18 protein-coding genes are annotated in these 20,800 nt (G+C 71.1%); 7 read left to right on the plus strand and 11 right to left on the minus strand.

Features of this window, described 5'->3' with window-relative positions; translation table 11 throughout:
• The 5 genes from TSO352_RS26325 to TSO352_RS26345 form a co-directional block, all read left to right on the plus strand.
• A partial coding sequence (locus TSO352_RS26325; RefSeq protein ID WP_109110885.1) for a uracil-DNA glycosylase occupies nucleotides 1–673 on the plus strand: 673 nt, incomplete at its 5' end.
• 469 nt (nucleotides 674–1,142) lie between these two features.
• A complete protein-coding gene (locus TSO352_RS26330) occupies nucleotides 1,143–3,197 on the plus strand; it encodes a lytic transglycosylase domain-containing protein (RefSeq protein WP_247872444.1) in 2,055 nt (684 codons plus the stop codon).
• Between the two features lie 95 nt (nucleotides 3,198–3,292).
• The gene (gene moaB / locus TSO352_RS26335; RefSeq protein WP_109110065.1) at nucleotides 3,293–3,829 is read left to right on the plus strand and encodes a molybdenum cofactor biosynthesis protein B; all 537 of its coding nucleotides are present in this window, start codon (nucleotides 3,293–3,295) and stop codon (nucleotides 3,827–3,829) included.
• The gene (locus TSO352_RS26340) at nucleotides 3,826–4,848 is read left to right on the plus strand and encodes an aminoglycoside phosphotransferase family protein (RefSeq protein WP_109110066.1); all 1,023 of its coding nucleotides are present in this window, start codon (nucleotides 3,826–3,828) and stop codon (nucleotides 4,846–4,848) included. Before moaB ends, TSO352_RS26340 begins: the two co-directional genes overlap by 4 nt.
• 122 nt (nucleotides 4,849–4,970) lie before the next feature.
• The gene (locus TSO352_RS26345; RefSeq protein ID WP_109110067.1) at nucleotides 4,971–6,704 is read left to right on the plus strand and encodes a tetratricopeptide repeat protein; all 1,734 of its coding nucleotides are present in this window, start codon (nucleotides 4,971–4,973) and stop codon (nucleotides 6,702–6,704) included.
• A gap of 5 nt (nucleotides 6,705–6,709) precedes the next feature.
• Here TSO352_RS26345 and TSO352_RS26350 read toward each other — a convergent pair whose 3' ends face one another.
• Complete coding sequence (locus tag TSO352_RS26350; protein ID WP_109110068.1) at nucleotides 6,710–7,111, minus strand: bacteriohemerythrin; 402 nt, start codon at nucleotides 7,109–7,111, stop codon at nucleotides 6,710–6,712.
• Nucleotides 7,112–7,282: 171 nt separating this feature from the next.
• Here TSO352_RS26350 and TSO352_RS26355 point away from each other — a divergent pair, with 171 nt between their 5' ends.
• Nucleotides 7,283–8,077, plus strand: coding sequence for a Fic family protein (locus TSO352_RS26355; RefSeq protein WP_109110069.1), 795 nt, complete (start codon nucleotides 7,283–7,285; stop codon nucleotides 8,075–8,077).
• On the opposite strand, the gene TSO352_RS26360 is transcribed toward TSO352_RS26355, so the two are convergent.
• The 10 genes from TSO352_RS26360 to TSO352_RS26405 form a co-directional block, all read right to left on the minus strand.
• On the minus strand, nucleotides 7,984–9,732 hold the full coding sequence (locus TSO352_RS26360) for a CocE/NonD family hydrolase (protein ID WP_247872445.1): 1,749 nt from the start codon (nucleotides 9,730–9,732) through the stop codon (nucleotides 7,984–7,986). The genes TSO352_RS26355 and TSO352_RS26360 overlap by 94 nt on opposite strands.
• A 166-nt stretch (nucleotides 9,733–9,898) precedes the next feature.
• Nucleotides 9,899–11,608 (minus strand): adenine deaminase, encoded by a 1,710-nt coding sequence (ade, locus tag TSO352_RS26365; RefSeq protein WP_109110070.1) that lies wholly within the window; start codon nucleotides 11,606–11,608, stop codon nucleotides 9,899–9,901.
• Nucleotides 11,609–11,674: 66 nt separating this feature from the next.
• Nucleotides 11,675–12,832, minus strand: coding sequence for a GNAT family N-acetyltransferase (locus TSO352_RS26370; RefSeq protein ID WP_158284633.1), 1,158 nt, complete (start codon nucleotides 12,830–12,832; stop codon nucleotides 11,675–11,677).
• Between the two features lie 66 nt (nucleotides 12,833–12,898).
• Entirely contained in the window at nucleotides 12,899–14,212 is a 1,314-nt protein-coding gene (locus TSO352_RS26375; protein ID WP_109110072.1) for a PAS domain-containing sensor histidine kinase, read from the minus strand.
• Complete coding sequence (locus TSO352_RS26380) at nucleotides 14,209–15,345, minus strand: DUF2336 domain-containing protein (RefSeq protein WP_109110073.1); 1,137 nt, start codon at nucleotides 15,343–15,345, stop codon at nucleotides 14,209–14,211. The genes TSO352_RS26375 and TSO352_RS26380 overlap by 4 nt, the downstream gene beginning before the upstream one ends.
• A gap of 189 nt (nucleotides 15,346–15,534) precedes the next feature.
• A complete protein-coding gene (locus tag TSO352_RS26385; protein ID WP_109110886.1) occupies nucleotides 15,535–16,299 on the minus strand; it encodes a hypothetical protein in 765 nt (254 codons plus the stop codon).
• Nucleotides 16,300–16,429: 130 nt separating this feature from the next.
• A complete protein-coding gene (locus tag TSO352_RS26390) occupies nucleotides 16,430–17,098 on the minus strand; it encodes an ABC-type transport auxiliary lipoprotein family protein (protein WP_109110074.1) in 669 nt (222 codons plus the stop codon).
• On the minus strand, nucleotides 17,095–18,054 hold the full coding sequence (locus TSO352_RS26395; protein ID WP_109110075.1) for an MlaD family protein: 960 nt from the start codon (nucleotides 18,052–18,054) through the stop codon (nucleotides 17,095–17,097). Before TSO352_RS26395 ends, TSO352_RS26390 begins: the two co-directional genes overlap by 4 nt.
• 9 nt (nucleotides 18,055–18,063) lie before the next feature.
• Nucleotides 18,064–18,861: an ABC transporter ATP-binding protein gene (locus tag TSO352_RS26400; protein ID WP_109110076.1), complete on the minus strand. Its 798-nt coding sequence runs from the start codon at nucleotides 18,859–18,861 to the stop codon at nucleotides 18,064–18,066.
• Nucleotides 18,861–20,024, minus strand: a complete 1,164-nt coding sequence (locus TSO352_RS26405) for an MlaE family lipid ABC transporter permease subunit (RefSeq protein WP_247872446.1) — start codon at nucleotides 20,022–20,024, stop codon at nucleotides 18,861–18,863. The genes TSO352_RS26400 and TSO352_RS26405 overlap by 1 nt, the downstream gene beginning before the upstream one ends.
• A gap of 238 nt (nucleotides 20,025–20,262) precedes the next feature.
• Here TSO352_RS26405 and TSO352_RS26410 point away from each other — a divergent pair, with 238 nt between their 5' ends.
• Nucleotides 20,263–20,778 carry an adenine phosphoribosyltransferase gene (locus TSO352_RS26410; protein WP_109110888.1) on the plus strand — a complete coding sequence of 172 codons (516 nt, stop codon included), beginning with the start codon at nucleotides 20,263–20,265 and terminating at the stop codon, nucleotides 20,776–20,778.
• The last annotated feature ends 22 nt before the right edge of the window (nucleotides 20,779–20,800 follow it).

The following is a 20,800-nucleotide window of genomic DNA, read 5'->3' on the forward strand; positions in this document are numbered from 1 at the left end:
CCGGCCGGTGGCGGCGCTCTTCGCCTCCCCCGACCAGCCGCTGGGCGCCAGCGAGGCCGGCATCCACGCGCGGGCGCGGGCGAAGGAGGCGCAGACGCTGGCCGACCTGGAGGCGGCGCTGCGCGGCTTCGACGGCTGCCCGCTGAAGGCGACGGCGATGAACACCGTCTTCGCCGACGGCAACCCGCAGGCCCCGGTGATGCTGATCGGCGAGGCGCCGGGCGAGGACGAGGACCGGCAGGGCAAGCCCTTCGTCGGGGTCAGCGGCAAGCTGCTCGACCGCATGCTGGCGCAGATCGGGCTGGACCGCGGCAAGGTCTACATCACCAACATCCTGCCCTGGCGCCCGCCCGGCAACCGCAGCCCGACCCAGGCGGAGATCGCCGCCTGCCTGCCCTTCCTGGAACGGCATGTCGAACTGGTGCGGCCGCGCCTGCTGGTGGCGCTGGGCGGCGTGTCGGCCAAGACGCTGCTGAACCGGGCGGAGGGGATCACCCGCCTGCGCGGCCAATGGCGCAGCTACGAGGGGACCGGCACCCCGATCCCGCTGATGCCGATGCTCCATCCGGCGTACCTCTTGCGGAACCCCATCGCAAAACGGGAAGCGTGGCGCGATATGCTTGCCTTGCAGCAAAGGATCGGCGAAGACGGCATCAAGTATTCGCAAGCATAAAATCAGCGCTGCAGGACGGGCGAAATCGTTCGTATGACACCGGCTTCCGGCCACCGAAAACGCCCTTGGCCCCAGCCCAAAAGCATCTTCCGTATGGGCTAAAGCCTTATTGTCACGCTCGATAACCCGTTGTGTACACTCGGGAAATACCGGCACTGACACAAACCGCGCGAATCCATTGCTTGCGGTTCCCGCGGCTGTGGGGTATCCCGTTGCCATGCTCCGGATATTTTGCAGTGCAGCATACCGGGCCGCGGATGCGGTCCCGCTGCGGCGGAACCTTCTGGGGGTGCTGGGTCTCGCGGTGGCGTTCACCGTGGGATCCGACGGCTCGATCGGACTCCGGTCCGCCCGCGCCGCCCTCATCATCCACGCGCCGGACGGTCATGCCGTCGTCCCGCCCGGCCCGGATTCCGTGCCTGACGCCCCGCTGTCGCCCGTGATCGGGCCGAACGGGATCGGACCAGCCATGGCCGGACCGGATACGCCCCGGTCGGACACCGCCGGTTCCGGTTCGCCGCCCGACACCACGGCCCCGGCCGCCGTCCCACCCGACACCCCGCTCGACGTCCAGCCCCCCGGTCCTGCCCGGCCCGATACGCCGCTGCTGCTCGCCACCGACGCCGACGCCCGCGCCGTGCAGTTGACCGAGGAGGACGCGGACCGCTACCGCCGCATCTTCGCGCTGCAGGAGCGGGCCGACTGGGACGCCGCCGACGCCGAGATCGGCCGGCTGACCGACCGCCGGCTGATCGGCTACGTGCTGCGCCAGCGCTACCTCCATCCCGACCGCCGGGCGAGCTACGACGAACTGGCGCGCTGGATGCAGGACTACGGCGACCTCGCCGGGGCGGAGCGCGTCCACAACCTCGCCCAGAAGCGCCAGCCCGCCGGGCAACGCGCGCCGAAGCCGCCGCGGGGGGAGGAGCGGGTGCGTCTCGTCGGCTCGCTGGAGGAACTGGGCGGCCTGCGCACCATCCCGGCCAAGGAGGCCAACGCCGAGGCGGATGGCGCCGAGGGGAACGACAACGTCACCGTCGCGCCGCGCAGCCGCACCGTGTCCCGCGCCCGCGGCGACCGCGCCGCCGTTGCACGGGTCGACGAGTTGCTGCGCGGCGGCCGCTCCAGCCACGCGCTGAGCCTGCTGGGCCAGGACGAGTTCGGCGGCAAGCTCGACAGCGTGCAGTACGACGCCGCCCGCGCCCGCATCGCCACCTCGCTCTATTACTCCGGGGAGGCGACGCAGGCGCTGGCGCTCGCCTCGGCCAGCGCCGCCCGCTCCGGCGACGCGCTGCCGGACGCGCACTGGATCGCCGGGCTGGCGGCGTGGCGGCTGAACCAGATCGACCGCGCCGCCCGCCATTTCGAAGGCATGGCCGCCGCCGGCCCGCGGTCGCCCTGGAAGGCGGCGGCGGCCGACTACTGGGCGGCCCGCGCCCTCGCCCGCAAGGGCAAGTCCCGCGAGGCGACGGAGCATCTGACCGCCGCCGCCCGCTATCCGCACACCTTCTATGGCCTGATCGCCCTGCGCACGCTGGGCAGCGTCGGCGACGTGCGCTGGCAGGCGCCGGACCTCAGCGGACGGTCGCTGGCGGCGCTGGCGGCCAAGCCGGCCGGGGCCCGCGCCATCGCGCTGATCCAGGCCGGGCAGCGCGAATTGGCCGGGCTGGAGCTGCAACGCATCCATCCCCAGGGCGACCCGCTGGTCGAGCAGGCGCTGGTGGCGCTGGCCGACCGCACCGGGATGCCGACCCTGTCGCTGCGGCTGGGCAACGCCGTGGCCGGGCCGGACGGCGCGCCCTACGCCGCGGCGCTCTACCCGCTGCCCTCCTGGTCGCCGCGCGACGGCTTCGCGGTCGACCGCGCGCTGGTCTTCGCGGTGATGCGCCAGGAATCGCGCTTCGACCCGCGGCTGGTCAGCTCCGCCGGGGCGACCGGGCTGATGCAGATCCTGCCCAGCACCGCCCAGCATGTGAAGGAGCGCAACGCCGACATCGGCCGCGACGACGCCGACCGCGACGCACTGTTCGACCCGGCCCGCAACATGGAGCTGGGCCAGCGCTACCTGTCGGAGCTGCTGGGCATGCCGGACATCAACGGCAACCTGTTCCTGGCCGCCGCCGCCTACAACGCCGGACCGGGCACCCTGGCGCGCTGGCGGCGCGAGCTGAGCGACATCACCGACCCGCTGCTGTTCATCGAAAGCCTTCCCTTCGGCGAGACGCGGGACTATGTGGAGAAGGTGATGGCGAACTTCTGGATCTACCGGCTTCGGCTGGGCCAGGAGACCGCCTCGCTCGACGCCGTCGCCGACGGAAAGTGGCCGGCCTACGCGCCGGTGGACAACCGGGCGACGCAGGTCGCGACCCGGCCGGACGCGTCGCCGGCGGTCAAGCCCGTGCCGATCCCGGCCGCGCCCGTGCTGGAAACACCGGCCAGGGAAGCGGCCACCACGGAGACGGCGGTGGCCGAAAAGCCCGACCCGACGGTGGCGGAGCGGGACGAGGCGATGCCGATACCGTGACCGCCGGTGTCCCGTGACGGGCGCCGGTTCCGCCGGAACGCCCGACACGACAGGCCCGCCCAGACCGGGCCGGACACGAGGATGCACCCGCCGCCATGCCGAAGATCGACGAAAACCGCCCCTTCCTTGCCGTCAACATCGCGGTGGTCACGGTGTCCGACACCCGGACCGCGGCCGACGACCGGTCCGGCGACGCGCTGGCCGAACGGATCGCCGCGGCGGGCCACCGCGTCGCCGCCCGCTGCATCGTGAAGGACGACGTCGCCGCGATCCGCGCCCAGGTCCAGGCCTTCATCGCCGACCCCGAGGTCGACGTGGTGCTGACCACCGGCGGCACCGGCGTCACCGGCCGCGACGTGACGCCGGAAGCGGTCGAGGCGCTGTATGAAAAGGCGATCCCCGGCTTCGGCGAGCTGTTCCGCTATCTCAGCTACGCCAAGGTCGGCACCTCGACCATCCAGAGCCGGGCGACCGGCGGCGTCGCCAACGGCACCTACCTCTTCGCCCTGCCCGGTTCGCCCAGCGCCTGCCGCGACGCCTGGGACGACATTCTGGTCTGGCAGCTCGACAACCGCCACCGCCCCTGCAACCTGGTGGAGCTGATGCCCCGCCTGCGCGAGCACCTGGCGTGACGGGAACCGACGTGAGCGGCTTCTCGGCGGCGGCGCTACACGCCGCCCTGACCCGGCTGCCGCGCCTGTCCGACCTGCCCGCCGACGCGCTGGAGCCGATGCCGCTGAAGGGCGTCGCCCACGACCATGTGCGGCTGCGCGGCCGCCGTCTGGTCGCCCGCATCCCGCGCTGGAGCCAGCTCGGCCTCGCCCCCTGGACGGCGCTGGAACGGCAGGCCGCCGCCTTTCAGCGGGCGGAGCCGTCGGGCCACACCCCGCGCTTCGCCGGCCTGCTGCCGCCGGGCGACGGGCTGCCACTGGGCGCCCTGCTGGTGGGCGAGGTCGAGGGGCGCGCTCCCCGCCTGCCCGACGACATGCCGGCCATCGCACGGGCCCTGGCGGCGCTGCACCGCATGGCGCCGCCGGATTTCTACGAGCCGCTGCCCGCCCCGCCCGACCCGGTCGCCGCCCTGCTGGCCCAGGTCGAACGGCAGGCCGAGTGGTTCGACCATGCCGTCCTGACGGCGGACGCCCGCGCCCTGATCGCCGCGGAGCTGGACGCCGCCCGCGCCGGCGACCTGAACCCGCCGCCGGACACGCCGATGCCGTTGACCGCGGTGGGGGTGGACGTCCATCCCGGCAATTTCCTGATCGACGGCCACGGCAAGGCGTGGTTCACCGACCTGGAAAAGCTGCAATACGGCCACCCGGCCAGCGATCTGGCCCACGCCAGCCTCTACACCTCCACCAAATGGGACCCGGCGGTGAACGCCGTGCTGGCGCCGGCCGACGTCGCCACCTTCCTCGACGCCTGGGCGCTGGCGGTGCCGGGCGATCTGGCCGGCGAGGTGCAGCCATGGCTGAGGCCGCTGCGCCGGCTGACCTGGCTGCGCACCCTGTCCTGGATGGCCCGCTGGGCGGTGGAGGGGGCGGCGCTGTCGCCGGGCATGCCCGAGCCGCTGCGCGCCCACATGGACGCCCACGCCGCCGACATCCTGCGCGCCGAGCGGATCGGGCAGGTGCGGCGCGACTGGGCCTGACGGCCGGTCTCTCCGCCATGGGCCTCCGCCATGGGGAGAAGGGGAACGGCGCGCGGAATGTCTTGCCCGCGCCCTGCGGAAGATGGTGGGATAGGCCCATGGGTACACGAGGTGACCAGAGCATGACGAGCGTCCGAAGCCGGCTTCTGTCCATTTCCCTGGCGGCTCTGATGACCGGCGTCGTCCTGGCGCCGGCCGTCGCCGCCGGACCGCCGGAGGACAGCGCGAAGTCGGACGCCACCAGACCGGACGACGGCGGCTCCGCGACCGGCAGCTATCTGGCCGGCCGCTACGCCCAGCACCAGGACGACTGGACCGCCGCCGCGCGCTACACCGCGCAGGCGCTGGCCGCCGACCCCGACGACAAGTCCCTGCTGCGCCGCACCTTCCTGCTGCGGCTGGGCGAGGGGCAGATCGCCACCGCGCTGGGCTATGCCGGCCGGCTGCTCGACGAGCAGGGGGAGCCGCAGATGGCGCTGACCCTGCTGGCCGCCGACGCGCTGTCGAAGGGCATGCTGGACGACGCCGACGCGCTGGCCGCCCGGTTGCCGGCCGACGGGCTGGGCCGTTTCATCACCCCGCTGACCCGCGCCTGGCTGGCGGCCGCCCGCGGCAGGACCGACGAGGCGCTGACGGCGCTGGAGCCGCTGTCCACCGCGCAGGGCTTCGCCGCGCTCTACAACCTGCACGCCGGCCTGATCCTCGACCTCGCCGGGCGCAACGACGAGGCGGCGGCCCGCTTCGCCAAGGTGACCGAGACCGACGCGCCGCTGCGCGTGGTGCAGATCGTCGGCAACTTCATGGCGCGCACCGGCCGCAAGGACGAGGCGCGCAAACTGTACGAGACCTTCCAGGCCGGCAACCCCGACGGGCTGCTGGTCGAGCCGGCGCTCGATGCGATGGCGCGCGCGCCGGTCGACACCCGCCCGGTCCCCGACGCCCGCGCCGGCTTGGCGGAGGCGCTGTTCGACCTGGGCAGCGCCCTGCACCACGAGAACGCCGACGAGCCGGCGCTGCTGTTCGGCCGCATCGCCTTGCACCTGCGCGACGAACTGCCGCTCGCCCATCTGCTGATCGGTGACATCAACGCCAGCCGCGACCGCCATGACGAGGCGCTGGCCGAATTCAAGCGGCTGGAGAACGACCCGCTGCTGGGCTGGACCGCCCGCATGCGCGAGGCCGACAGCTACGCCCGGATGGACCGCAACGACGACGCCATCGCAATCCTGAAGGCCCTGGCCGCCGAACGGCCGGAGCGCACCGACGCGGTGATCCGGCTGGGCGACATCTACCGCTACGCCAAGCGCTACGACGAGGCGGTCGACGCCTACACCACCGCGCTGTCGCGCATCGGCATGCCGCAGGACCGCCATTGGCCGCTGCTGTACGCCCGCGCCATGTCCTACGAGAAGACCAAGCGCTGGCCGCAAGCCGAGGCCGATCTCAAGGCGGCGCTGGCCCTGCGGCCGAACGAGGCGACCCTGCTGAACTTCCTCGGCTACAGCTGGATCGACCGCGGCGAGCAGCTGGACAAGGCCAAGGGAATGATCGAGCGGGCGGTCGAGTTGCGTCCGCGCGACGGTTACATCGTCGACAGCCTGGGCTGGGCGCTCTACATGCTGGGCGATTTCGGCGGGGCGGTCACCCGGCTGGAACGGGCGGTGGAGCTGAAGCCGGGCGATCCGACGATCAATGACCATCTCGGCGACGCCTATTGGCGGGTCGGCCGCCGCATCGAAGCCCGCTTCCAATGGACGCGCGCGCTGCGCAACGCCGATGACGACACCAACAAGGCGGCGATCCAGGCCAAGCTGGACAGCGGCCTGCCCGAACAGAAGGCCGCCGCGAAGCAGTAGGCCCCCTACGCCTTCGCCACGTAGGGCTTGTACTGGCTGTCCGTCTGCTGGATGTGTTCGACGAACCAGTCCTTCAGCAGCAGGATCAGATCGACCCGCAGCATCGTGGTGTTGTCGCCGTCGAAGGCCCGGGTCAGCTTCTCCACCTCGTCGGCGAAATAGCGGTGGGCGGCGAGGTGGCTGTCCAGGTCCGGATAGCCGCAGCGCTCCATCATCGACTCCTCGCGGGCGAAATGGACGGCGACGTAGTCACGCAGGCTGGCGAGCAGGCTCGACAGCTCCTCGCGGTTGGCCGGGGTGATGCCGCTTTCCAGCAGGCCGTTGAACAGATCGAGGAGGCGCCGGTGCTCGTCGTCGAGCATGGGGACGCCGACACTCATGGACTGGTCCCAGACGACGTAGGTCATCGCAGCGATCTCCCCCGCGCGTCCCCGTTTTTCCAAGGGGTTGCGGCCGGCCATGACAGGGTTGTGGACATCTTGACAGGGATCCTAAAACCGGCAACCGTGGCCGTCCAAGCGGCAAATCCCCGCAGGGGTAGCCCCATTCCTTTTCCGCCCTTTCCGATAGAGTGACCGATGGCCCTGCTCGACGACATCGTGGAGAAGAAACGGGCGCTCGACAGCGCACGGCCGCTGCCGCAGGAGGTCGTCCACGGCATCGCCGACTGGTTCGACCTGGAGCTGACCGTCGCCGCTGCAGCGCTGGAGGAGGTGCCGGTCAAGCGGGCGGACGTCAAGGCGGTGCTGGAGCGCGGGACCATCCTGCGCCACCGTGCGGTGGAGGAACAGCGCTTCATCCTGAACCACCGCAGCGCGCTGGAGCTGATGGCGCGCCTGTCCTTCGATCCCACCGGCGCGGTGACGGAACGGACGGTCGCCGCCTTCCACAGCGTGCTCTACCGCGGCATCGCCGACGACGCCGGCAAGTACCGCGACGGCCCGCCGAAGGACGATCCCGCCGACGCCTCCGCCGGGACGGCGCCCGACCCGGCGAAGCTGCGCGTGTCGATGTCGGCGCTGTCGACCTGGATGCGCAAGGCCGATGCCGCCCCCGACACCGCGTTCGAGGCGCACCACCGGCTGAGCGCCATCCGCCCTTTCCACGTCGGCAATCGGACGACGGCGCTGCTGCTGTGCAACCTGATCCTGAACCGCGCCGGTTACCCGCCGGTGGTGGTGCCGGCTGAGGACCGCGGGCTCTACCTCGACCTGGTGGAGCGCGCCTGGTCGGTGGGCGACAAGACGCCGTTCCGCGACCTGATGATGCGCCTGCTGTCTCAGAGCCTGGACGTCTGCCTGACCGCGGCGGCGAAGGACCCGGCCGATGTCGACGTCTCCGCCGCCCCGGACAGCGACGTCGACGCGCCCTGACCGGCACCGGCCGGCAACCGCAGGCGCGACGGCCGTTCCGGGCCGCTGTGGATCAGCAGCGTGATCGGCAGCGCGTCGACCCGCCGGGTTTCCCCCGGCTCGGCGCCGGTGCCCGGATTGACCGGGTAGGCCGGGAAGCAGGACCCGGCGAGGCTGAGGCGCAGCGCCGATCCCGGCGCCAGCGTGGCGCAGACCGCCCGCATGGCGATGGTCAGCGGCCGGGTCGGGTCGCCCGGCTCGACCCGCGCGTGGCCCTGGGTCAGCGGCAGCACGCGGCCGTCGGGGCGCACCACCGACAGCACCGCGCTGACGTCGAAGGACGGCGCGTCGGCCTCCACCCACAAATCCAGCGCCACCCGGCCGGCGAGCGGCAGCGGCTGCTCCAGCGCGACGCTGGTGTAGACGGCGACGTCGGGACGGCGGTCGACGGCGGCGCGGTCGAACCGGCCGGCCGCCGACGGCACCGCATGCCCGCCGACGGTCGGCACCGGCCCGCGTGGGTCGTGCACCACCACGTCGAGCCCAGCCAGATCGGGCGTTTCCACCGCCAGCCGTCCGCCCTGGCGGTTGGCCAGCCCCTCGCTGCCCAGATGCAGCGCCGCGTCGGCCGGCAGGACGGCGGGCAGGTCGTGCCAGCGCCCGGTTTCCACATCGTGCAGGCGCACCGGCCCACCGCGGTCGGCGGCGCTGCCCTCGCCCTTCATCACCCGCTCGAACCACGCCAGTTGCAGCGCGTCGAGCGTCGGCGCCTCGTCGGGCGCGGCGGCCGGGCCGTCGGCGGTCCAGGGGCCGACCACCAGCCGCACCGGCGCCCGTCCGCGCGCCGCCAGCGCGTCGTGGGCGTCCAGCGTGCCGGCCAGCCGCGGGTCGTACCAGCCGCCGAGCTGCAGCACGGCGACCTCCGCCGGCAGCGCGGCCAGCATCGCCTTGGGCGACACCGCGTTCCAGGCGGCGCCGGGCACCGGGTTGGTCAGCCAGTCGTCGTAGTGGGTGTAGCGGGCGTAGTCGCGCAGCGCCTGCGGTCGCGACGGGATCTCGTCGTCGGTCGGCAGGTGCCGCGCCGCGTCGGACAGCAGCCGGTGGCCGGTGCCGTCCTCCACCCGGCGGGCGGCGTCGGCGGCGGTGCGCAGCGCCCAGCCCATCGCGTCGGCCAGCCGGAAGGCGCCGCCCTCATAGGCCCAGTCGGAGAACACGTCCCAGCCGGCGAAGGCCGGCGCCACCGCGCGCAGGGCCGGCGGCGCCTCGGCCAGCGCCAGCCATTGCGCCATCCCGGCATAGCCGCAGCCGTACATCGCCACCGCGCCCGACGATCCGGGCAACGAGGCCGCCCAGGCGACGGCGTCGGCCCCGTCCTCCCGCTCCGCCTCGAAGGGGCGGAAACGGCCGTCGGAGGTGCCGCAGCCGCGGACGTCCTGCACCACGACGACATAGCCGCGCGCGGCGTACCAGCGCGGGTGCGCGTAATGGCTGGTCAACGCGGTGCGCCGGCCGCAGGCCACCCGCAGCAGCAGCACCGGCCACGTCCCGGCGGCGTCGGGCCGATAGAGATCGGCGTCCAGCCGCACCCCGTCCCGCGTCCGCATCGACACGGTTTCCGGCGGCCGGACCGGCAGCAGAGAGTGCGATTGGTGGATCACCGGTGCCAGATGGGTCATGGCGGGATCGGTTTCGCTCGGTAGCCGACGTCAAACACCACGCCAACTTGGCAAAGCCCGTGCCACCGGCCACGCCCAGGGCATTTCCTGCCGCCCAAGGCGGCAGAGGACGCCTGCGGCCGCCCAATCCCTAGCCTCCTGCCGCTTTATTAGCCTCTTCGATCAATCAGGCGGCAATCAGCTCGAAGCGGTCGACGTCGACCATGCCGCGGTCGGTGATCTTCAGGTGCGGGATGACCGGCAACGGCAGGAAGGCCAGTTGCAGGAAGGGTTCGGCCAACGGGCAGCCCATGGCGCGGACGGCGGCGCGCAGGGTCCGCAGCTTGCCCTCCACCGTCTCGAACGGCTCCAGGCTCATCAGGCCGGCCAGCGGCAGGGCCAGTTCGCCGACCACCCGGCCGTTGCGCACGGCGACGAAGCCGCCCTGCAGCTCGATCAACCGGTTCACCGCGATGGCCATGTCGGCGTCGCTCGCCCCGACGACGCAGATGTTGTGGCTGTCGTGCCCGACCGACGAGGCCAGCGCCCCCTCGGCGAAGCCGAAGCCCTGGACGAAGCCGCGGCCGACGTTGCGGTTGCTGCCGTGGCGGGCGAAGACGCAGATCTTCAGCAGGTCGCGGGCGGTGTCGGCCACCATCCGGCCGCCAACCACCGGCACCTCGACCCGCCGGTGTTCGGTGAGGATCTTCCCCGGCTCCAGCCCGATCACCGACTGGACCGAGCCGCCGGCCGGCACCGCGAAGTCGGCCTCCGTCACCGGGTCGAGCTTGACCGAATCGAGCCCGACCGGTGTCACCGCCGGGCGGCCTTCGAAGCTGTCGGCGCCGACGAGCTTGCCGTTGCGGATCACCCGGTTGACCGCGCAATCCTCCAGATCGTCGAGCAGGACGAGGTCGGCGCGATGCCCCGGCGCCACCAGGCCGCGGTCGTACAGGCGGAAGCCGCGCGCCGCCGACCAGGTGGCGGCGCGGTAGACATGGGCGACCGGCGCGCCAAGGCGGATGGCGCTGCGGATCAGGTGATCCATGTGGCCTTCCTCGGCAATGTCCAGCGGGTTGCGGTCATCGGTGCAGAAGCCGAGGAACGGCGAGGTTTCCGGCTGGATCACCTGGGCCAGCGCGTGCACGTCCTTCGACACCGACCCGTCGCGGATCAGCACCTGCATGCCCTTGCGCAGCTTCTCCATCGCCTCGGCGGCGCTGGTGGTTTCGTGGCAGTTGCGGATGCCGCAGGACAGATAGGCGTTCAACTCCTTCCCCGACACCAGCGGGGCGTGGCCGTCGATGTGGCGGCCGTCAAAGGCGGCGAGCTTGTCCAGAACCCCGTCGACCTTGTGGAACACGCCGGGGAAGTTCATGAACTCGGCCAGCCCGATGACGCGGGGGTGGTCCTTGTGGCGGATCAGGTCCGGCGCCTCCAGCCGCGCGCCCGAGGTTTCCAGCTCCGTCGCCGGCACGCAGGAGGACAGCTGCACGAACAGGTCGAGCGCCGTCCCGGCGGCGCTGTCGAGGAAGTAGCGCAAGCCCTCCTCGCCCAGCACGTTGCAGATCTCGTGCGGGTCGCAGATGGCGGTGGTGGTGCCGCGCGGCAGGACGCAGCGGTCGAACTCCTGCGGGGTGACGCAGGTCGATTCGCAGTGGACGTGGGTGTCGATGAAGCCGGGCACCACGGTCAGGCCGCGCCCGTCGATCTCCTCCACCCCGTCGTAGGATTCATAGGTGCCGACGATGACGCCGCCGCAGACGGCAATGTCGCCCGCCGCGATCTCACCGGTCACGACGTTGAGGAAGCGGGTGTTCTTGATGACCAGATCGGCCTTCGTCTCGCCCAGCGCCTGCCCGATGCGCGTCTTCAGATCGTCCCGGCTCGTCGCCATGCCCCACCCCGCCTGTCGTCTATTCAAGGAGGCAAGGTGGCGTGGCCCGTGGCCTTGCGCAAGCGGCTATCGCCGGTCCGGCTGCCGGAAAGGCTGGCGGGCCTTCTCCTCGGCGAAGGTCGCAAGAACCTGCGCGTTGTACCGCTCCAACCCTTCGGCCACCGCATGACGCATGTTGGTGTGCAGGAACCAGTGGCAGGCATGGGCCAGCTTCGGCAGGAATCCGCGCGCCAGCTTGTGCGCCCCGCCGCGCCCGCCGTTCACCCGGCCCAGGCCATGGGCAATCGCCCGTTCAATGGTGCGGTGATAGCAGGTTTCGAAATGAACCAGCCGCGTGTCCTCCCTCGCCCCCCAATTGCGGACATAGAGGCACCCGTCACTTTCCACCGTCAGCAGGGCACCGATCGCGATGCCGCCGGCTTCGGCGAAGGTCAGCGTCACGGCGTCGCCGAAGGCCGCGCAGAGCCGCAGGACGAAATCCACGGTCAGCGCCTGACGCCTCCCCCGGCGGACATGAAGATCGTCCAGCAAATCGAGGAAAACCACCACGTCGGCCTCCGCCACCCGGCTGCCCGGCACGTCGCGGAACTTCACCCCGCTTGCGATGACCTTCCGGCGTTCCCACAGCAGCGTGCCGCGCCGGTGGCTCGTCAGGGCGGCGGTGAAATCGGCGAAGTCGCGGTATCCCTCGTTCCGCCATTCATAATCGACCGCGTGGCGGGTCAGCCATCCCGCCGCCTCGAACCGGGCACGATCCGTTTCATCCGGGAAGCTCGCATGGATGGACGACAGCCCGTGCTTGTGGGCCTGCGCGTGCAGAACGCCGATCATCGCATCGGCCACGCCGGACGGAGCACCCTCCCGCAGCAGGATCCGCGCTCCGGTCACCGGCGTGCAAGGAATTTCCATAACCAGCTTCGGGAAATAGCGTCCGCCAGCGGCCTGGAAGGCGTCGATCCAGGCCTGGTCGGGCCAGAATTCGTCCGTGGAACGGTCCCGCAGATAGAGGGGGGCGGCCCCGACCAGCCGACCCGACGCATCCCGCACGATCAGGTGAGCCGGGCGCCAGCCATTGTCCGGCCCCGCCAACCCGCTGTCTTCCGCCGCGCTCAGATAGGCATGACGGACAAACGGCCCCTTGCCGGCGGCGCAGGCGTCCCATTCCAACGGATCGACCCCGGAAATCCCGAACACCATCGCGGTCGAAAGGGGCGCGGCCGACAACGGCGTGTCACGCCGGCCCACGGCAGGCGCAACTGAGCGCTGCATCACAGACATTCAATTCTCAATTTATTCCCCGTCATAGGTTGGGGCCACCGGCAGCCGCACGCTGACCGTGGTGCCCTCGCCTTCGCGACTGCGGATGTCGAGCGTGCCGTCCAGCAGGTCGACGAAGGAGCGCACCAGCGGCAGGCCCAGCCCGGTGCCGCCGGCGCGACGCGACAGCTGGCTGTCGACCTGGCCGAACGGCTGCAGGGCGATGGCGATTCCCTCCGCGCTCATGCCGATGCCGGTGTCGACCACTTCGATCAGGATGCGCCCGGATTCCGGACGCACCCGCAGGGTCACGGCACCGCCGGCCGGCGTGAACTTGACGGCGTTGGACAGCAGGTTCAGCAGAATCTGCTTCACCCGCACCGGGTCGCCCAGCAGGCGCGGCGTCCCGGCCGCAACGTCCTGCATCAGGGACAGCCCGCCCTCCTCCGCCCGCTCGGCGATCAGCAGCAGCGCGCTTTCCACCGCGTCGCGCACGTCGATCGGCTGCGGGTGAAGCTCCAGCTTGCCCGCCTCGATCTTGGCGACATCCAGGATATCGCTGATGACCGCCAGCAGATGCTGGCTCGACTTGCCGATCACCCGGGCGTAGTCGAGGTATTTGGGATGGCCGAGCGGCCCGACGATCTCGCTTTCCATCATCGAGGAAAAGCCGATGATGGCGTTCAGCGGCGTGCGCAGCTCATGGCTCATGTTGGCCAGGAACTCGCTCTTCGCCCGGTTGGCCAGTTCCGCCTGTTCCTTGGCCTGGGTCAGCGCCTGTTCGGCGCGGCGGCGTTCCTGGACTTCCTGCATCAGGGCGCGGGTGCGCTCGGCGACGCGCATTTCCAGCTCGTCGCGCGCCTGCCGCACCGCCAGCTCGGCCCGCTTGCGCCGGGTGATGTCCTGGCCGACGCAGAGGATGCCGGGCGTCACCCCGTCCTCCGGCGGCAGGCGGTTCAGGTTCCACAACAGCACGCGTTCGCTCTTGCCGTCGCGTTCGTGCAGCACCTGTTCGAAGTTGCGGACCTCGGTGCCTTCGGCGGCGATGGCGAGCTGGGCGGCGAAGGCGCTGGTCGGCCGCTCCCCCACCACCTCGGTCCAGGGGCGGCCGATGGCGGTGCCGCCGCCCAGGCCGAAGGCGCGTTCGGCCTCGCGGTTGGCCTCCTGCACGCGGCCATCGTCGCCCAGCACCAGGATGATGCTGGCCGCCGTGCGCACCAGGGAGCGGAACCGCACCTCGGCCGCCCGCGCCTCGGCCTGGCGCAGGGCGGCTTCCAGCTCCGATATCCGCGCTTCCAGCCGGCGCACGGCCTCGTACGGGTTGGTGAAAGCGGTGCGGTCGGTCACGCCGTGGCGTTTTCCGGCTGCATCATGTCGCCCAGCTTGGACAGCAGGAACTCCAGATCCTCCGGCGCCAGATCCTCGTACTGGGTCAGGATGCGCTCGATGACGCGGCGGCGGTGGCGCTCACGGTCGCCGGGTTCGCCGTCGTACGGCGTCTCCTTCAGCACGTCGATGGCGATGCGGCAGGCCGGCAGCAGGGCCGGCGGCAGCTTCGCCTTGTCGTACAGCGACTTCAGCCCCAGGCGGCCGGCATCGTGGATCAAGAGCCGGGCGTTGGTCATCGGCACGTTGGCCATCCGCGACATCGCCGTCTCGAAGAAGGCGATGTCGCCGGTGCACAGCGAGCGCACCAGCAAGGACGGCGTCAGCCGCCCGGTGCGGGCGAGCTGCGCGACCAGCCGGTCGAGCGCGACCTCGTCGTTTTCGCCGGTGAACAGGGCGACGGTGGCCCGCTCGCGGCTTTGCAGGATCAGTTCCGACGCGATCTTCGACGGCAGCTCGTGGTGGGACACCAGATGCTGGCGCAGCTTTTCCGACACCACGGCGACCAGCCGTTCGGCGATGGTGATCGGCAGCCGGGACCGGTGGACCAGCGGATCCTGCACCGCTTCGCTGGCGCCGAACCGGTCGATGACGCGGCCCAGGCTCTGCTCGCCCAGCTCCGCCCCTTCGTTGGCGACCAGCGCCGCGACCGCCCGTTCCGATCCGCTTTCGATCAGCGCCTCGGCGACGGCGGCCGGCACCGTCGGACGCTGGGCGATGGCGGTGCTCTTCGCCTCCGCGCCCGAGCGCACGATCTCGACCAGATCGGCCGGGGTCAGCACGGTGGAGACGCTGAGGACGGGAATCGCCACCGCCTCCACGTCGCGGGCCAGCGTCAGCGCGACGTCGCGCGGCAGCGACGGGCTGGCCTTCAGATTCTCGGCCAGAGTCTGGCGGACGCGCAGCACGGTGTCGTTCACCATCACGCGGATGATGTCTTCCGCCAGCTTGTGCTCCGCCAGCGACAGCTCAGGGCTGTCGAACTGGTGCGCGACCTTCGCGGCCAGATCGGTCCGGCTGCTCGGCGACGGGTCGGCCAGCAGCCGCGCCACGTCGTCCTTGGTCAAATGATCCGTCTTCAAACGGTCGCTCATGGGGCCCGGACCCTTCTTGCCCTGGTCCGTCTCCTTGCGGGAGATGTGGGCGGAGACATTCCACAAGCCTCAAGGATCTGCCGAAACGGTTGAACCTTTCTTAACGACGCCGGGTCATAGACCCTATGGCTGGCGCCGGCGACCCTATGGCTGGCGCCGGCGGCGGAAAGCCCGCCGCCCGACCGCGGATCACGGCGCGTCGACGAAGCTCGGCGGTTCGGGAAGGATGGAGCGGCGGCGGCGGGTGCCGCGCAGGTGGGCCGCGACCGCGGCGATCTGCTCCTCCACCGAGATGTGGCGTTGCGAGGCGACCTCCAGCCCGCGGTCCTCGTAGACATAGGCGTCGCGATGGTCCGCCGCCCAGCGGTGGATGGCGGTGTCGCGTTCGCGCAGCAGATCGACGATGGTCGGGCGGAACAGCCGCATCATCGCGGTGATCCAGCGGTTGGCCGGCCAGGAGGGGCGGGCATGGTCGACCTCGAAGCCGTCGAGCATGGCGATCACGTCGTCCGCCCGGTACCAGGTCTCGCCGGTCACCCAGCGGTTGGTGGTGAACAGCCGCACCGGCTGGCCGGCAACGTCCATCGCGATGCCGATCAGGTGCGACAGCGCGTCGTTGTCGTTCTCCGGCGGCAGGCAATCGGGCAGCGCCACCGGCGCCATCCCCGGCGGCATGCCGTGCGGGCGCAGGAAGGTGTGGAAATGCCCATGCTCACCCTGCGGCCGTTCGCCCTCCGGGTGGCAATGGTAGTAATATTGCGCATGGAACTCGGCGTCGTAGACGTCGCCCGGCGGGTAGTGCTTCCACTCGTACACGGTGCCGTGGCCGCGCAGCAGCTCGCCCACCACGGTGTCGCCGGTCTTGGCGAGCACGCGCTGGCACAGCCGCACCTCGCGCCCGGCCTCGGCCATCGCCTCCAAATCCTCGCGGGATACGTCCGCCAGATCCGTCATCGCCGTCATCGCCCATTCCTGCGCTGCGCGAACACCCCCATTACGTACGCGGATATGATAATGAGGCAAGGGGTTTTCGAATCGACGGCCTGCGGTTGCAGATTCGAACCGGCCGCCCCGGCGGCGCGGCTCAGGGTCCCGGCGCGCGCGCCGTCTGCGGCGCCGCCAGCGGCTGCGCCAGCGCCCAGGTCGCCAGATCGCCGGTGACGCGGCCCAGCGCCGCGTCGAAGGCGGCGATCACGTCGGTGAAGGCCCGGCCGCGCACCGGCACCGTCGCCTCGAAGGTTTCGCCGGCCTCGATGGTCCGGCGCGGCATGGCCACCAGCTTGGCCGACAGGCGGACATGCACCCGGTCGGGCATGGCGGCGCCGGGGGTGGCGTATTCCGCCTGGAAGTCGCGCAGCTCCGCCTTCAGCATGAAATCGGACCGCAGCCCCACCGTGTCGCGCCCGACCGAGACGATGCGCCCGCTGTCCTCGAAGGTCTGGACGATCAGCCCCTGCACCATGTTGGGCGCCCGGTCGGCCCAGGAGACGTCGGCGAAATAGTCGAGCGAGGTCGGGGTGCGGGCCAGCGCGATGCGCGGCGTGTCGATCCCGGCGGCGGCCACCGGCGTTTCCACCAGCAGCTGCCAGTCGACCTTCGGGCCGGGGCCGATGCTGGCGCGCGGGGTCAGCGTATAGAGGTGCGGCGCCGTCGGGTTGATGGTGGAGCAGGCGGCCAGCGCCAGCAGCAGGGCCGCGGCCGCGGCCGCCGCACGCCGGGCGGCCGAAAGGTGGTTGACCCAACCAAACGTCATTTTCCACGCACCTCCACGCCCTGCCGGGTGCCGCCGAACAGGAAGTTCGACGGGTCGTTCTCGATTCGCGTGATCACCCGCGACAGCTGCCCCGACAGGTCGCGCAGCTGGGAGACCAGCAGCGTCACTTCATACAGCCCGGTGGCGGTAAAGTCGCGCACCGGCTCGCGGTTTTCGCCGATCAGGGCGTTCACCGTGTCCGAGGTGCGCTTCAGCGACCGCATCAGCTCGCGCGTTTCGCCGGTCAGTTGCCTGGCGCTGCCGTCGAACGTGGCGAAGGCCTGGTCGGCCTGGGCCAGCGTGTGGTCCAGATGCGGCCCGACCGTCTCGAACCCGTTCAGCGTGCGCCGCGCCTGGGCCATCGTCTCACCGAGTTCGGCGCTGCTCCGGGCCAGCTCGGCGCTGGCGGTGCGGGCGTTGGCCAGGATTTCGCCGATCGCCTTCTGGTTCTCGCCGTTCAACAGCTCGCCCAGCTTGGTGATGACCTCCAGCGAGCGGTTGACCAGTTGCGGCGCGCTGTCGACCACCGCCGTCAGCGAGCTGGGGCGCGACGGGATGGTCAGCACCCCGTCGGCGTCGGTGGCGGTCAGCCGCTTGCCCTCCACCGTGCCGCCGAAGATCTGGACATAGGCACCGCCGGTGATGCCCTGAAGCTCCAGCGAGGCGATGGAATCGGCCATGATCGGCGTGCCGTTCTGCACCTGGATCGTCACCCGGACCCGCGTCACGTTGTCGGGGTCGAGCCGGATGTCGGACACCGTGCCGACCGGCACGCCGCGGTAGCGCACCGGGCTGCCCTGCTGCAGGCCGGTGACCGACCCGGTGAAGTAGATGCGGTAGGTCTCGTGCGTCTCGTCCAACTGGACCTTGGCGATCCAGGCGGTGAAGACCAGCAGGCCGGCGACCAGGGCCAGCACGAAGCTGCCGACCAGGACATAGCTGGCGCGGGTTTCCATGGCGTGACCCTACCCTTTCGCGTGGCGGAGAGCGGCGTTGCGCTCTTTCGCGTCGAGAGCCGCGCGGCCGCGCGGCCCGTGGAAATACTCGTGGATCCAGGGGTGCGGGTCGGCCAGATGCTGGGCCAGCGTCCCCACCCGGATCGTCTTGTCGACCAGCACCGCGATGCGGTCGCAGATCGAGGTCAGGCTGTCGAGGTCGTGCGTCACCATGAAGACGGTCAGCCCCAGGCTGCGCTGCAACCCCTGGATCAGCGCGTCGAAGGCGGCGGCGCCGATCGGGTCGAGGCCGGCGGTCGGCTCGTCCAGGAACAGGATGTCGGGGTCGAGCGCCAGCGCGCGGGCCAGCCCGGCGCGCTTGATCATGCCGCCCGACAGCTGCGCCGGATGCTTGGTCCCGGCGTCAGGCGGCAGCCCGGCCATGGCGATCTTGACCCGCGCCACCTCGGCGATCAGCGCCGGCGGCAACGCGGTGTGCTCCTTCAACGGCAGCATGACGTTCTCCGCCACCGTCATCGAGCTGAACAGGGCGCCGTTCTGGAACAGCACCCCGGTGCGCGCCTGCAACGCCGTGCGCTCCGCCCGGTCCAGCCCGGCGATGTCGTGGCCGAGCAGTTCGATCGTGCCGGCGGCCGGCTGGATCAGGCCGAGGATCTCCTTCAGCAGCACCGACTTGCCGGTGCCGGAGCCGCCGACCACGCCCAGCACCTCCCCCCGCTCGACGTCGAGGTCGAGCCCGTCATGGATGGTCTGCGGGCCGAAGCGGGTGACGAGGCCGCGGACGCGGATGACGGGGGCGTCGCCCATCACACACCCAGGAACGAGAAGAGGACGGAGAACACCGCGTCGATGACGATCACCAGGAAGATCCCCTCCACCACCGCCTTGGTGGTCATGATGCCGACGCTCTCGGCGCTGCCGGACACCTTCAGCCCCTCGTAACAGCCGACCATGGCGATGACCAGCGCGAAGACCGGCGCCTTGATCAGCCCGGCGATCACCGTGTTGATGCCGACGGCGCTGTGAAGCTGGCGGATGAACTGCCCGAAGGTGATGTCCAGCGTGGCGTAGGCCATCACCGCACCGCCGAACAGCCCCATCACGTCGGCGTAGAAGGCCAGCAGCGGCAGCGTGATCATCAGGGCAAGCGCGCGCGGCACCACCAGCAGCTCCACCGGGTCGAGCCCCATGGTGCCGATGGCGTCGACCTCCTGGTTCACCTTCATGGTGCCGATCTGCGCGGTGAAGGCGGAGCCGGAGCGGCCGGCGACGATGATCGCCGTCATCAGGATGCCGATCTCGCGCAGGACCGAGATGCCCAGCAGGTTGACGACATACAGCTCCGCCCCGAACCGCTTCAACTGGTCGGCCCCCTGGAAGGCCAGCACGACGCCGATCAGGAAGGACAACAGCCCCAGGATCGGCAACGCGTTCAGGCCGGTCTGCTCGATGTGGAACAGGACCGAGGTCAGGCGCAGCCGCGACGGGCGCAGGATCAGCCGCAGGAAGGTGACGGTGACGAGGCCAAGGAAGCCGACGAGGTCCAGCGCCTCCTTCACCGCGCCGACGGTGGTTTCGCCGGTGCGGACGACCATGTCGACGATGGGCCGGTGTTCCCGCTGCACCGGGCGGGGCGGCGCCTTGCCGGCGTCGCGCACGGCGCCGAACAGCGCGGCATGCTCCGGCCGCAACCCGACCACCGCCACCGCGTGGCCCTCCACCGTCAGGCGTTCGGCCAGCCGGCCCAGCAGATAGGCGCCGACGGTGTCCAGCGCCTCGACCCGCGCCATGTCGAGCCGCACCGCCGCCCCCCGGCCCGGTCGCGGCGCCGCGTCCAGCGCCGCCGAGGCCGGTCCGGCGGCGTCCAGCGTCCAGCGTCCGGCCGCACCGATCCGCCAGCCGCCGTCGTCGGGCCCGGAGTCGATCCAGGCCCGATCGCTCGCCCCGGTTTCCGCCAAAATTCCAGCCACAGGCTCCGCCGCACGCTCCCGCACACCGAACGGTGCGGTTCGGAACGTGGCGGAGCAAACCCCAATGGTCAACCCCATGCTGGGCATAACGGCGCACCGCCACGCCCCGGGGGCCATTCGCGCCTTTGCACCCACCCGGACAGCCGGTAGATTGTCGGCCGGCGACTTTCGGGCTGCTTCGCCACCGGCACCGGCGCCATCCCCCTTACGGACGCGATTTTCGATGACCCTGCCTTCGATCAACCTGAAAGACCACATCCGCGGCATTCCGGATTTCCCGAAGCCCGGCATCCTGTTCTACGACGTCTCGCCCCTGCTGGCGGACGGCCCGGCCTGGAAGGCGGCGATCGACCAGTTGGCCGACGCGCTGCGTCCGCACCAGCCGGAGCTGCTGGTCGGCATCGAATCGCGCGGCTTCCTGGTCGCCGCCCCGCTCGCGCTCGCGCTTGGCATCGGCTTCGTAATGGTGCGCAAGCACGGCAAGCTGCCCGGCGACAAGATCGCCCATTCCTACGACCTGGAATACGGCACCGACACCATCGAGGTGCAGTCCGACGCGGTGAAGCCGGGCCAGCGCGTGGTGGTTCTGGACGATCTGCTGGCGACCGGCGGCACCATGGCCGCCGCCATCACCCTGCTGCGGCAGGTCGGCGCCGACGTGCGCGCCGCCGGCTTCCTGGTCGAGCTGACCTTCCTGCAGGGCCGCGCCCGCATCGACGTGCCCAGCGTGTCGCTGATGGCCTACGATTCCTGACCGGGCGGTGGTGCGCCGCGGC

It is taken from the genome of Azospirillum sp. TSO35-2 (assembly GCF_003116095.1).
GTDB lineage: Bacteria > Pseudomonadota > Alphaproteobacteria > Azospirillales > Azospirillaceae > Azospirillum.